This is a genomic window from Alkalihalobacillus sp. TS-13, from assembly GCF_019720915.1.
GTDB lineage: Bacteria > Bacillota > Bacilli > Bacillales > Fictibacillaceae > Pseudalkalibacillus.
This window is the reverse complement of the sequence record NZ_JAHKSI010000003.1, coordinates 224,417-237,308: the sequence shown is the minus strand read 5'-3', so window position 1 is coordinate 237,308 and position 12,892 is coordinate 224,417. Positions and strand designations below refer to the sequence as shown.

Below are 12,892 nucleotides of genomic sequence, written 5' to 3'. Positions count from 1 at the left end.
AAAAAGTTTACTTTGCGTCGACCAGTTCACCAGCATACAACGTTTTCTCCTTGAGCTGAAGGTCGAGTTTCCGCGCAAGACTCTTCAACGTACGCTCTTCGCCTGGTGTTACGATTGAAATGACGGTTCCGCTCGCGCCTGCTCTTCCGGTACGTCCAGAACGATGGAGATATTGCTTTTCGTCTTCTGCGACATCTACCTGGATGACATGTGTAAGCCCTGTGATATCAAGGCCACGAGCTGCTACATCCGTCGCCAGCAGCAAGTTCGTCCTTCCATCTCGGAATTGCTGCAAAGCATACTGACGCTCATTTTTCTTCAATTCACTATGCAAAAGACCAACCGGGATCCGATTATAATCCAGTTTATCTGCCATCACAGACAGATCGCCAATGTCTTTTCCGAATGCGAGTCCCTTCATGTCCTTCAAGCGTCCGATTTTCTCTAGAGCTTTCGCTTTTTCCCGCCGTTCCGTCACGATATAATAGTGGTCTACTTTCCCGTTCTTCTGAGTGGCACGGTTCACTTTGATAAGCTGAGGATCATCCATGAATCCACGGCCGACCTCTTCCGTTTTTTCAGGTAAGGTCGCAGAAAACAGCAGCACCTGACGATCCGCCAATGTCGACTTGATGATCGACTCGATCGTTTTCAAATGCTCTGGTACAAGCAGCTGATCGCCTTCATCGAGAACGATCGTCTTCACTTCATGCATTTTCAACTTTTTCATCTTAATCAATTCTTCAACACGGCCAGGTGTCCCCAAAATGACCTGCGGACTTTTCTTTTTCAGTTTTTCGATCTGTCTTTTCACGTTCGCACCGCCAATCAGAGAGGCTCCAGTTATCCCGCTTCCTTCAGCCCATTTCTGCACTTCCTCAAAAATCTGCATGACGAGTTCACGAGAGGACGCCATGATCAAGGTTTGCGGGTCTTTTTTTGCTGGATCGATCTTCTCTAAAATCGGCAGCAGATAAGCAAGCGTTTTTCCCGTCCCAGTCGGAGATTCCGCAATCACATCCTCCCCTTGTAAAATCACCGGGATCGCTTCCGTCTGGATTGCTGTCGGTTGTTCAAAGCTTGATTTTTCCCAGGCTTTTTGTAGAAAAGGCTTCGTTATATGTAATGATTCCATCATCATTCTCCTTTTTATAAAAACGACTTTGTCTTTGAATAGTTTGGTCAATTATGAAGCTCACATTCAGACGCTTCACTACTAGCCTACACCATGTGGAATCCGTTGAATAGAGACCTTTTTTCTACTAATAAAGATAGTGCCGAAAATGAAGGTTGTTTTCACGGTGAAGCAGGTCGTTTTTTGTCGATTGGCCGATAGATGCTCCATTTCGGCCGTAACAAGAACCGTCAGACCAAAACGGAACAAGGGTTTATTTACCATTTGTCGAAAGAGATTGTATAGAAACTTGATAGTTGGAGGTTCTGATCATGAACGAAGCCATCGTAATGCGCGAGAAATTCCAAAGCGATCCTTATCTTTATTTCGAACAATACCGTAAGCATGGACCGATCCATTACGGTCAATTCTTCGGGATTCAGAAAATCGTCGTCACTGGATTTGAAGAAGCAGAAGCCCTTTCAAGGATTCCCGTTTTATAAAAGAATACCGCAGGGTCGTCCCACCTGAGCAAAGGGTTGAAATCCCGGAGCGTGTCCAGCCTGTCATTTACCTGATGAACAATATGATGCTGTTTCGCGATGCACCGGATCATACGCGCTTACGCAAGCTCGTCAACAAAGCGTTCACACCACGGATGGTAGACAAGCTGCGTCCGCTGATCGAAGAGCTGGCAGATGAACTGCTCAACACTAGACAAGGAGAAAATGAACATGAGCTGATCCGGGATTTTTCATACTACCTCCCCGTTGCCGTCATAGCTGAACTGATCGGTGTCCCAAAGGAGGATCGCGGCTATTTCAGGAAATGGGCCGATGCCTTTGTCACATTCATCGATTTTAACACCGACATGAAAGAATTGGAGGCTGTCTCTGATGATATCAAGGACTCTGGAGAATACTTCCGCTCCCTCATACAAAAAAGGCGTGCAGAACCACAAGACGATTTGATCAGTGGTCTAATCGCTGTGGAAGAGTCCGGGGATGTGTTGAATGAAGATGAAATGGTGGCCACCTGCCTCCTCCTGATGATCGCGGGTCACGAAACGACCGTGAATTTGATTACGAATGGGTACTACACGCTGGTGAAGCATCCGGAACAGTTAAAGTTATTGCAAAACGACCTTTCGCTCATTCCGAATGCATTCGAAGAGATTTTACGATATGAACCGCCAGTCCTCATGACCTCACGAGTTGTATCAGATGATCTCGAATTTTACGGACAGTATTTTAAAAAAGCAGAAGAGGTTATGCTTGTATTGGGAGCAGCCAACCGCGATCCACGCCTGTATGACAACCCGCACGAGTTCGATATTACACGGAAAAATATCAAGCATCTGTCATTCGCATCAGGACCGCACTTCTGTCTCGGGGCACCGCTCGCAAGGTTGGAAGCACAGATCGCCCTGGAAAAACTCGTGACAAGATTCAAAGAGCCGCTTTTATCTGAAGAGCCCCAGTGGCGGCACAACATCGTCTTCCGCGGGTTCAAAGCCCTTCATCTGAAAGCGGAAGTCATATAGTATTCTTATTTCACACAAAAAGGGGCTGTCCTAAAAGAAAAGTGTAAGACACCTTTTGGGACAGCCCCTTTACATTAAACAGATTTTGTCGGAGCTAATTCAACAGCTTGCCTCAAAGCTTCTGTCAGACTTTTCTCATCAGCGATCCCTTTGCCAGCGATATCGAATGCGGTACCATGATCTACACTAGTCCGAATGATCGGAAGTCCAACGGTTATATTGACACCTGCATCTAACCCGAGCACCTTGATCGGTCCATGACCTTGATCATGATACATAGCGACAACAATATCAAAATCTCCACGGACTGCTCTGAAAAATAGAGTGTCTGCAGGTAGTGGACCTTGAGCATTGATACCCTCTGAATGAGCTTTTTCTATACCTGGGACAACTTGTGCTTCCTCTTCTCCATATCCAAATAAACCACTTTCTCCTGCGTGAGGATTGATCCCACATACCGCAATTTTCGGTTCTTCAATACCAGCTTTTTTCAATGTATCATGAGCCATTTTGATAACTTGGTAAACCCGTTCTGGATTAATTTGTTTCACAGCATCAATCAGTCCAATGTGAGTCGTCACATGAATAACCTTTAACGTCGGTGCGGATAGCATCATTGCATAATCCTTTGTTCCTGTTAATTCCGCTAAGATTTCAGTATGTCCAGGATACTTATGTCCACCTAAATGAAGTGCTTCTTTATTTAAAGGAGCCGTACAGATGCCATCGATTTTCCCTTCGTTTGCAAGCGTGATCGCTTTTGAGAGAAATTCAAACGCTGCATGGCCGGCTTCTGCGGAGACTTGTCCAAATGGTAAGTTATCTGGTATAAGGTCGAGATTCATACACGAAACAACGCCAAACTCATAGGTGCAATCATTGACTGATTGGACACTTTTAATTTTTTGCTGGCTGCCTAGTACGTCTTTTGCTTTTTCCAAAACTTTTGCATCTCCAATAACCAATGGGTTACATAAATCGTAAACTTGTGATTTCTGCAGGCTTTTCAAAATAATCTCAGGCCCAACTCCCGCAGCATCACCCATCGTTATCCCAATAACTGGTTTACTTTGAGTCATAAGTGTGTTTCATTCCTTTCATGTAATACAAAGCATTCTTTAACGTATCTCTATTTCCAAAACCCCCGGCTTTTGTCACCGTCCACAACTTTTGATCGTTAAAATTAATTCTGCCTAATGGAACTCCTGCTTCGATTTCATCCACAAGTTCCATTTCCATTACATTCATTGCTACACATACGTCTTTAGCTGTATCGCCTCCAGTCAGTATCAACCCGTCAATGGAAGTATAACGTAGTATATACTTTGCAATTTGACCTAGTCCTTTTGAAATCTTACTACCAATCTCTTCTTTAGACAGTCCATTGCGGTTAGCATACTCTATTGCAGCCTTACGGTTAGATTCATTATTATCAACATAGATTACCAGGTCCTTCTTCTCCTCTTTCCTATCCAAAAGTGTATGGGGATTGAGTGTTTCTTCAAGGATTAGCAGTGGATCTATTTCTATCATTTGAATATTATCGATCTTATCTAGTTCAAGTAGTTGTTGTTTTGTTCTTTCAGACAAACTCCCAGACATCGTTAGAACTTGATTACTTGTTTTATCTTCCAGATTAATAGTCTCGTTATAGGAGTTCAATGACAGTCCTTCGGGCAAGTGTTCAATCAAGCCTGCTGACCCGACCCATAGCACATCAAACGATAAATTACCGAATTTCCTAGATATCTTTTTTAAATCCTCTTCACTTTCCGCATCACAAACAAACCAGCGATTGTTTCGAGCAACTTCATTTTGGATATACGTTGCAAATTCAACATCGTCTAATTGAGCTTGGGTTACCTTCGCAATTTCATAGTTACAGTATGGTTTAATAAGTTCTGAGATATCACTCTGAGTTACTGGAGTTTTCGGGTCTTTTCCGAATTCCGTATCCGAGACGAGTTCACCATCTACGTAATGTTTTCCATCTTTTGTGGTCCTACCCATTTTGGGATAGGCAGGTGCAATGACGACCAGATCAGGATTCAACACTTGGTCTACAGCACTTATTTCAGATCCAATATTCCCTCTCAGGGTTGAATCGATTTTTTTATATACAAAATTAACTTGATTCTCCAAATAGAAAGAAGCAGCATGATGGACTGCTTCATATGCACCTTTATTTGTTAAAGAACGACTGTTTGTATCAATAATCACTACATCATTTTGATGTTTACTTTCCATTTTATCTATATTGACCATTACAGATGTAAGGAACCCTTTTTTGGCGAGCTGGACTCCCGTGTCATTGGCTCCAGTGAAATCATCTGCAATTATTCCTACTCTCTCTCTCATAGATGACCACCCTAACTTGCTGACTTTATTTCTCCTTTTTCAAATCGATAGCCTTTTTTCTCCATACGTTTAACAAGAAATCCAATATATAGTGGTAATAATATTGCGGTTGTAACAGTCGATGCTGCAACCTGAACTGTAGCAAGTTCTGCGACTGGAGCGAAAGTTGAACTAGCCGCCGCAATGGCTGCTGGGGTTGCCACAGCGTTCCCTGCAGTTGAACCTTCTGAAGCACCAACAATCGGATTCCATTTTAATGCTTTAAAGATAAAGTAACCTGCAGTACCTGTAACAAATACAGTCAGGAGACCAAGGACCACTCCAGTTAAACCACCTTCAATGATTGCTGCAAAATCGATACCCATACCAAGCGCAAATGCAAAGAATGGAATCAACATTGCACTACCTTTATCCAAGAAGGAACGCATATCTTCATCCAGATTACCTAAAACCATACCCACAAGGATAGGGAGTAATACTGCTAAAAAGGATTGGAATGAAAACATTCCATCTACGAATCCCATTGCTCCGAAGATCGACAATGCTACCATTGTTAAAAAAGGTCCGTCATTCAATGCAAGTAATGAATAGGCTGCACGGTCTTCTTCTTTCCCATATTGCCCGACAAGTGCCACATATAAGCCACCATTACTATTTGTCATCGCAGCGATTACTGCAATTGGAGCTAATCCTAGCCATAGACCATTATCACCTGCAAACATATAAGCGATTAAGCCGAAGATTGCACCGACAACCCACTTCGTTCCCAGTAAAGCCCCTCCCTTTGCAAGAGAAACTCCAAATGTCTTGACGTTGATTTGTGCCCCTGTACAAAGCAGGAATAATGCAATCAAGGTACCTGCACCGTCTACAAATAAATCTTGTGTGAAGTTACCGATCCTAAGGAGATCAGGCGCTAATGTATTTAGTGTTGCAGCAAGCAACAGTGGGACTACCATCATCCCACCAGGAATACGTTCAAGCGTTGCTTTAATCTTCATTTCAAATTCCCCCATCGAATAATTATTAATGATAAGAAAACGTTTTCAATTACATCCTAAAAGAATGTGATTTATTACGCAACACCGAATTAATAATTTGTGAATTAAATATTCTTAATCGTTTCATTTTGCAACACTTTATATAATAAAAAAGACGCAAATTATTATTTTTTTAATTTGCGCCAAAGAGTCGAACGATTAATTCCTAATCGTTTTGCTGCTTTCGATTGATTAAACCCTTCTTCTTCGAGTATCTTTTGAATGACTCGTTGTTCGATTTCTTCTAATGTTCCCTGTAATAGGAGATTATTCTTTGGAGATGTTTCCCTACGGATCTGCAGTGCATTTTTAACATGGTTAGATTCGATGACATATCCTTTCTCCCCTAGTACAAGGGATTTTATAAAGCGTTTCAATTCGGAAACATTTTCATTCCAATCCGTGTCAATCAATTCTTCAATTGCTTTTTCTCTTATTTTGACAGGATGAGTACCTAAATTTTGATGAAATTGCGCAACAAAATAGGCTGCTAAACCTTTAATATCTTCTTTACGTTGTTTTAGCGAAGGGAGTGCTAATTCTACTGTATCGTTCTCTAAAGAATCGTCGATCAAGTCTGGCACCTGTACCTTACTTGTAAGAATCACCGTAATTGAATGTTCCAATAAATTATGGATAAACTCTCTTAATTGATCTATTCGATTGGTATCTAGATGTTCAATGTTGGTCAGATTAACAGTTGAACTCTTTATGTTGAATGTTTCTTTCAACTGTTCCCATTCACAGTTCTGCATATCTATCGTTAATAAGTTCCCCGTTCTATTTTGTTCATAATGGATAAACTCTGCCATAAGTCCTTTCCCTGTCCCTTTTTCTCCGTATAGTACATAAACCCGTTGTTTGGAGATGGACTTTCGTATCTGGCTTGTTATTTTTTTCATCATAGGACTTTCTGCAATAATGACTGGTTTTGGTATACGATTCTTTACTTTTAACCATTTATGATGTTCAGAAAATTCCTTTACGGTAAAATACATGATTGTAAATGACTGAGAAGCGAAATTACAAAGTTCCCCACTTACTTCAACCTGCTTATTTTTGAAACTTACTGTTTGGGTTGCATATCCATCTTGCTCAATATCATCCCTGAATTTTTTTAATTCTTTGTTGGATAGTGGTACCCTTTGAACACTACTCCAATTTTCATATATCTGATCACCTTTTGAATTCAAAATAAGTATATCTTGTTTTTTCGATTTAAATATTTTTGACAATAACTTAATAAGAGTCTGGTTACGTTGGTGAAATTCGTATTCTGAGTAGGCGTTACTGAACGCCTCATAAATCGCTTCTCTGCCTGATTGTATTAAGATACCTTCAAGGTCATTTTTTTGAGCTGCATCTACCGTAACAACATCGCCTAGAACAACCTCAAAACCATCTTTCTTCAGTTTGTAAACAAGTGGATCAACGTCAATAGCTGATTGTATCGAGTAAACATGTATAGGTAATTCCAATAAATCTATAATAGATTGAGCACCTATTGTAATATTAGGAAAACCAACCAATGCTTTTTTCCCTTGAAAATCATTAGCTAATGTAAGTGTACGCAGCATGTCATAACCTGATAAATGGACGTCAATCACACTAATCGACACAAACGACTTTATCAATTGTGCCGTGCCACCTCGGCTGATAATGACATCGTATCCATTCTTCTCAGCCCACCTTGCAATTTCAGCACCTTCTTCCAAGTTTCCAACCTCTATCTGGATATCCAATTCTGGATATTCAGTTTTACATTCTTCTACAAGTGGAACCATGGATGGGTATGGTGCAATAAACATTGTCTTTATAGCCATTCAATTACCCCTGTTCATTAGTTAATTCTCTATTAAGTATAGTCATCTAATGATGCATAATGCAACACACTCAGTTTTCATTTATCATTTGACTTAATGAGAAACTAACAACCGAGAGTAGGAAGTCATATAAGTTTCTCTTCCCCGGCACATCGGGTACAATTTTATTAAAGGAAGGCGTTGTTAATAATACTGTTGATTTCTGACTAAGTATGATTGAAGCGAAATTTGCGACACTCCTGCGGGAAAAGCGACCCAGGCGAGACCCCGCCTTTTTTAAAAGGATCTTCGACTTTAATAATGAACTTCGACTAAATACCATCACGTTCTATGGTGAACGTCGAAGTCAGTACATCCTGTACAAGTACGTCCTGTGGTGAACGTCGAAGCCAGCATAAGGAAAGCTTCTTAGAATTCTCACCGCAGTAACACATTGATTGACATCCTTATGAGTTAGCCCACGCAGAACCAAGTCTTTGTTTGGTTCGAGCCTCCTCGTCAGTCCTCCAGTGATCTGCGTGACTAAACGGGTCGCTTCCGCTTTTCTTGTGCCCGCGGAAAGGGAGTGAATTTCGCAAAAATCAACTATAAAGTATAACAACGCCAAAGGATAAAAGGATGGTGACTGGATATGAACATTGTCGTAGTTGGTGCTGGAGCAATCGGAGCTTACTTCGGCGGAAGATGCCAGGAAGCAGGGCAATCCGTACAATTTCTCGTGCGTCCGAAAAGAGCTGAACAGCTTCGTAAGAATGGTTTGAAATTGCAAAGTCCGCATGGTGACTATGAATTTGTAGACTTGAACATTGCTGAAGGTTTGGACGATATCCATCACGTCGACGTCGTTTTATTGGCTGTGAAAGGGTACCATTTGAATGATGAATTGATCGCCGATTTGAAAGGATTGGTGGAAAAAGGAGCGACTGTCCTTCCACTCTTGAACGGGATTGAACATATCGGGCAGCTTCAACGCGAATTAGGTGAAGAGGCTGTTATGGGAGGTTTGTGTTTTATCATCTCGACCCTGGATGAGAACGGACATGTCATGCATACGAGTACACAGCATGATCTCGTCTTCGGTTCGCTCCATCCATCGCAGGAAGAACTGAGCCATGAATTGGAGAAGATTTTCGACAATGCGAACATGGCTGGAGTGCTGAGCAGCAACATCCTTCCCGGACTTTGGAACAAGTATATGATGATCACCGCATTTTCCGGTGTAACGACAGCCGGTGACTTGACACTCGGGGCGATCCGAGAATCATCGAGGACGGTGAAGCTGGCTGAAGAGGTTTTACACGAAATGAAACTGCTCGCCATTTCGAAAGGGGTCGACATCACCGACGACCACGTTCAAAAAGCGTTGGACCAGCTGAACAGCTTCCCTTCAGAAGCGACTTCATCCATGCATCAGGATAGACGGAAAGGCCTGCAAATCGAAGCGGACCACCTGCTCGGCGGCGCACTCCGGTTAGCGGAAGAAGAAAACCTGAAGCTGCCACACATCGAAACGCTCTACGCCCTTGTAAAACCGTATGAACTGAAGATGCGATGACAATTAAAGAAAATCTGGCAAGCCCAACCCTTATGCTCTGTTTAGGACTTTGTTGATTGTAAGCGAAATTCTCGGCACTCCTGCGGGACCAGCGAGCCATGCGAGACCCCGCAGCGAGGGACCCGCGAGGAGTCTCGCGGATCACACGCGGAAAGGGAGCGAGCTTCGAAGAATTAACAAAGCCAAATATAAAGGAACCTTCTCAGCGATGAGAAGGTTCCTTTATGTACTCAGGATTATTGTTGCGGACTTTCTTTTTGTTTGTGACCTGAATAATTTTTTGCCAGTTTAAGAGTCTTCGAAATGACCTTTTGAACATCAATTCCTTTTTTCCTTAAGTTCTGAATATGAATGTCAGTACTCGTCATGATCCTCAAACACTCCTATCATTTTTAAAAGATTTGTCCGTCCAAGTAAAGATTTCAGTGTATGTATTCCCTATTCCTTAGCTGTTAACCCTGAAATTCCAATTTTATTTTCCCTCATAAATATAGACGTATTTGCCTCTCATTGGTTGCATATATTTTGAATTATTTTTTACAAGTTGAAAGAAATCTTCTTAGAAGATGATGTTGGATTCTCTACATCATACTATATAATCTCCTATACATCGATTCCTAATCTATAGTTCGTTCCTTTTTACTATTTTATGGGATAGGGAGTTTTTTAAATTAAGGTTCTGAGCAAATTTTGCTTGTTCTCAAGTAACTTTTGCGTATAATTGTAACTTTGCTCTGTAATCGTACAACTTCCGAAAATAGTACAGCAACACTCTTTCGCAAATTCCACTTTTCAAATCAGGAAATAATGGGTATGGAACAAAAAGATATTATAGAAGAAAACACGAAGGGAGCACTGTCGTGGAACTTATTTCTTGGTTCGAAACGTGGGTAACGAATGTATCTAACTTCTTATGGACTTATTTACTTGCCATTCTATTAATTGCCGCAGGTATCTTTTTAACGATCCGACTACGCTTTTTCCAATTCCGTTTTTTCGGACATGCGTTAAGCCAAACGATCGGGCAAATCTTTAAAAAAGACAAGCACACAGGTACGATCACCCCTTTCCAGGCCTTCACATCAGCTCTCGCTTCGACAGCTGGGGCAACGAACATTGTTGGTGTACCGGTCGCCATCGCACTCGGTGGACCTGGAGCCTTGTTCTGGATGTGGATGGTCGCACTGATCGGAATGGCGACCAAATACTCTGAGATCATGCTCGGAGTGAAATATCGGGAAAAGAACAAGAAAGGGACATGGGTCGGTGGTCCGCAGTATTATATTAAGAAAGCACTTGGTTGGGATAAAATGGCGGCAGCCTTCGCTTTCTTCCTCATGATTGAGGCGATCCCAAGTTTGATGGTCCAATCCAATTCCATCACCACACAAGTTGAAGGTGCTTTCGGATGGCCGACACAAATCACCGGCCTCATCATGTGTGGATTAGTCGCAATCGTTGTATTCGGAGGCATCAAACGTATCGGGAAAGTGACCGATAAAATGGTTCCGTTCATGGTCATCACCTACTTGATCGGGGCTTTCATCGTCATTTTCGCTCATATCGGCGCACTGCCAAATGTATTCGGAATGATATTCACACATGCATTCACACCGATTTCTGCTGCAGGAGGATTTGCGGGAGCCGGAATTGCTCAAGCCCTCCGGTGGGGAATAGCACGCGGGCTTTACTCAAATGAAGCCGGTCTCGGAACTGCTCCGATTACACATGCAGCAGCCCAGACAGATCATCCGTCACGACAAGCTTTATGGGGGATTTTCAGTGTTTTCGTCGATACGATCGTCATCTGTACGGTTTCAGGTCTCGCCGTGCTCGTCACCGGAACTTGGACGGAAGTAAGTGCGGATAACGCACCGAACATGATTGGTACTGCCTTTGGAACGGTGATGGGAGAAACGTTCGGCGGAAGCTTTATTGCCATCTTCCTATTCTTCTTCGTCATCACGACGGTCGGTGTCCTGATCTTCTTTGGTGAAAAACAGGCGGAATACTTATTCGGATTGAAAGCATCAAAGTTTATGAGAATCATCTATATCGCAGCGATTTATGTAGGTGCGATCGGCGGCTTGCAGTTCGTCTGGCAGTTTCTTGATCTACTGCTCGCATTCGTCCTGCTCTGTAACATCATCCCGCTCGTCTTCTTGCATAAAGAGATCCGCGCGATGACAGATGACTACATCAATCGGATTTATCGTAAAAAAGAGGGAAAGCCTTCGATCCAGCTATTTTCGGATCAAAGTGACAAGGATATAAGTTAGTGAACTAAGCTGAGTAATTGAAGTGAACAGATTAATTCAAAAAATGAACAAATTGAGACAGGATAATATACATCCACAAACCTATACCCACCAAAAAGGAAACAAGCTTACCGAAAAGTCACTTCGGTAAGCTTCCTTATTGTGTTCCAATTATTTCGATCCGATTTTCTTCAATTCAGCCTCAATCGCTTTATCGATTTCACCCTTAGCTTTCGTCAAAGAATCTTCTGCCTTTTCGTCTAGATTCGATTTCCCAGCTTTCACAGCCTCATTCTTTGTAGCTTCTGTTTCTTTTTTCACGTCTTTATAATACTTGTCCAGCTCACTTTGGTTTTCCTTGATCAGTTTCTCTTTATGCTTTTCGATCTCGCTTTTCGCGATTTGGACATTCGAACGGATGTCATCCTTGATCTTAGTGATGATTTCATTCTGCTTGTCTTCAGTCGCTTTTTCAATTTCAGGGAACACCAATGTGTACAACTGGATGATTCCGTTTTTGATGTAGGTATTCCAGCTATCCCCATAAGCCGCATAAGCCGTTCCGCCGAAAGCACCGAAAGCTACCGTCCCTGCCATAACAATTACAACGGTCCTTTTCTTGCTCTGATCCATCCATTTTTTAAACATAAAAAATACCCCTTCCTAAGACTTGATAATTAGAAAGCGGTCGGTTGCACTACTAGCTCCTTCGCATCCAAGTGCCCAAATAAAGATACGAATTCACAGCCCCCTCTATATTCCCTTTGTATTATAACCTTCCAACATAAGGATGTTAATGAATCCAAATGCCCATTAAACGCTTTCCGGAACCGGGAACAAACTACTATCTTCTCAAATAAAGAAAACTTGGCAAAGCCAAGCCTTTGGCGCAGGCTGAGCTTTAGTTACGCTTATATTGAAGAAAGTATTTTATACTTTCTTTAAATGCAAAAAGGCAGCTCATCTATCAAGCTACCATTGTTCACGATCGGGATTCTGCTGTTCTAAGAGGTCGATGATCTGCTCATTCTGGTCCCTCTGTTCCTCGAGAAGGTCTCTGATATCCTTGATGTACATGATCACATAATAGGCAGCATACACTGCACCTGCTAAAATCAAAACCCAAAAGATATTCAGCATCTATTCTCTTCCCCCCTCCTCCCATTCCTCCTTAACTACTTTTACATGAGTAAGCAGAATT

General features: G+C 42.1%; 11 protein-coding genes and 1 riboswitch. Of the genes, 4 read left to right on the top strand and 7 right to left on the bottom strand.

Annotation, left to right across the window (positions count from 1 at the left end):
* Positions 1 to 7: 7 nt before the first annotated feature.
* Positions 8 to 1,135, bottom strand: a complete 1,128-nt coding sequence (locus KOL94_RS20195) for a DEAD/DEAH box helicase (RefSeq protein ID WP_260412559.1) — start codon at positions 1,133 to 1,135, stop codon at positions 8 to 10.
* 311 nt (positions 1,136 to 1,446) lie between these two features.
* Between KOL94_RS20195 and KOL94_RS20190 the strand changes: the two genes are divergently transcribed.
* Positions 1,447 to 1,617, top strand: a complete 171-nt coding sequence (locus KOL94_RS20190; protein WP_221568470.1) for a hypothetical protein — start codon at positions 1,447 to 1,449, stop codon at positions 1,615 to 1,617.
* An 86-nt stretch (positions 1,618 to 1,703) separates the two neighbouring features.
* On the top strand, positions 1,704 to 2,657 hold the full coding sequence (locus KOL94_RS20185; RefSeq protein WP_221568469.1) for a cytochrome P450: 954 nt from the start codon (positions 1,704 to 1,706) through the stop codon (positions 2,655 to 2,657).
* A gap of 74 nt (positions 2,658 to 2,731) precedes the next feature.
* Here KOL94_RS20185 and pdxA read toward each other — a convergent pair whose 3' ends face one another.
* The 4 genes from pdxA to KOL94_RS20165 all read right to left on the bottom strand — a co-directional run bounded on the left by pdxA (position 2,732) and on the right by KOL94_RS20165 (position 7,878).
* Positions 2,732 to 3,736, bottom strand: coding sequence for a 4-hydroxythreonine-4-phosphate dehydrogenase PdxA (gene pdxA, locus KOL94_RS20180; protein WP_221568468.1), 1,005 nt, complete (start codon positions 3,734 to 3,736; stop codon positions 2,732 to 2,734).
* Positions 3,723 to 5,015, bottom strand: a complete 1,293-nt coding sequence (locus KOL94_RS20175) for a four-carbon acid sugar kinase family protein (protein WP_221568467.1) — start codon at positions 5,013 to 5,015, stop codon at positions 3,723 to 3,725. The genes pdxA and KOL94_RS20175 overlap by 14 nt, the downstream gene beginning before the upstream one ends.
* 11 nt (positions 5,016 to 5,026) lie before the next feature.
* A complete protein-coding gene (locus KOL94_RS20170) occupies positions 5,027 to 6,016 on the bottom strand; it encodes a 2-keto-3-deoxygluconate permease (protein ID WP_221568466.1) in 990 nt (329 codons plus the stop codon).
* A gap of 164 nt (positions 6,017 to 6,180) precedes the next feature.
* Positions 6,181 to 7,878, bottom strand: a complete 1,698-nt coding sequence (locus KOL94_RS20165) for a sigma-54-dependent transcriptional regulator (protein WP_221568465.1) — start codon at positions 7,876 to 7,878, stop codon at positions 6,181 to 6,183.
* 631 nt (positions 7,879 to 8,509) lie between these two features.
* On the opposite strand from KOL94_RS20165, the gene KOL94_RS20160 reads away from it, so the two are divergent.
* Both KOL94_RS20160 and KOL94_RS20155 read left to right on the top strand, forming a co-directional pair.
* The gene (locus KOL94_RS20160; protein ID WP_221568464.1) at positions 8,510 to 9,433 is read left to right on the top strand and encodes a ketopantoate reductase family protein; all 924 of its coding nucleotides are present in this window, start codon (positions 8,510 to 8,512) and stop codon (positions 9,431 to 9,433) included.
* Between the two features lie 869 nt (positions 9,434 to 10,302).
* On the top strand, positions 10,303 to 11,712 hold the full coding sequence (locus KOL94_RS20155; protein ID WP_221568605.1) for an alanine/glycine:cation symporter family protein: 1,410 nt from the start codon (positions 10,303 to 10,305) through the stop codon (positions 11,710 to 11,712).
* Between the two features lie 150 nt (positions 11,713 to 11,862).
* On the opposite strand, the gene KOL94_RS20150 is transcribed toward KOL94_RS20155, so the two are convergent.
* The gene (locus KOL94_RS20150; protein WP_221568463.1) at positions 11,863 to 12,339 is read right to left on the bottom strand and encodes a hypothetical protein; all 477 of its coding nucleotides are present in this window, start codon (positions 12,337 to 12,339) and stop codon (positions 11,863 to 11,865) included.
* A gap of 29 nt (positions 12,340 to 12,368) precedes the next feature.
* A riboswitch (cyclic di-GMP riboswitch) is annotated at positions 12,369 to 12,452 on the bottom strand.
* Positions 12,453 to 12,663: 211 nt separating this feature from the next.
* Positions 12,664 to 12,831, bottom strand: a complete 168-nt coding sequence (locus KOL94_RS20145) for a hypothetical protein (protein WP_221568462.1) — start codon at positions 12,829 to 12,831, stop codon at positions 12,664 to 12,666.
* Positions 12,832 to 12,892: the final 61 nt, after the last annotated feature.

Excerpts from the sequence above, each read along its gene's own strand:
- KOL94_RS20195 (WP_260412559.1), bottom strand. The coding sequence starts at position 1,135 with ATGGAATCATTACATATAACGAAGCCTTTTCTACAAAAAGCCTGGGAA.
- KOL94_RS20190 (WP_221568470.1), top strand. The coding sequence starts at position 1,447 with ATGAACGAAGCCATCGTAATGCGCGAGAAATTCCAAAGCGATCCTTAT.
- KOL94_RS20185 (WP_221568469.1), top strand. The coding sequence starts at position 1,704 with ATGCTGTTTCGCGATGCACCGGATCATACGCGCTTACGCAAGCTCGTC.
- pdxA (WP_221568468.1), bottom strand. The coding sequence starts at position 3,736 with ATGACTCAAAGTAAACCAGTTATTGGGATAACGATGGGTGATGCTGCG.
- KOL94_RS20175 (WP_221568467.1), bottom strand. The coding sequence starts at position 5,015 with ATGAGAGAGAGAGTAGGAATAATTGCAGATGATTTCACTGGAGCCAAT.
- KOL94_RS20170 (WP_221568466.1), bottom strand. The coding sequence starts at position 6,016 with ATGAAGATTAAAGCAACGCTTGAACGTATTCCTGGTGGGATGATGGTA.
- KOL94_RS20165 (WP_221568465.1), bottom strand. The coding sequence starts at position 7,878 with ATGGCTATAAAGACAATGTTTATTGCACCATACCCATCCATGGTTCCA.
- KOL94_RS20160 (WP_221568464.1), top strand. The coding sequence starts at position 8,510 with ATGAACATTGTCGTAGTTGGTGCTGGAGCAATCGGAGCTTACTTCGGC.
- KOL94_RS20150 (WP_221568463.1), bottom strand. The coding sequence starts at position 12,339 with ATGTTTAAAAAATGGATGGATCAGAGCAAGAAAAGGACCGTTGTAATT.
- KOL94_RS20145 (WP_221568462.1), bottom strand. The coding sequence starts at position 12,831 with ATGCTGAATATCTTTTGGGTTTTGATTTTAGCAGGTGCAGTGTATGCT.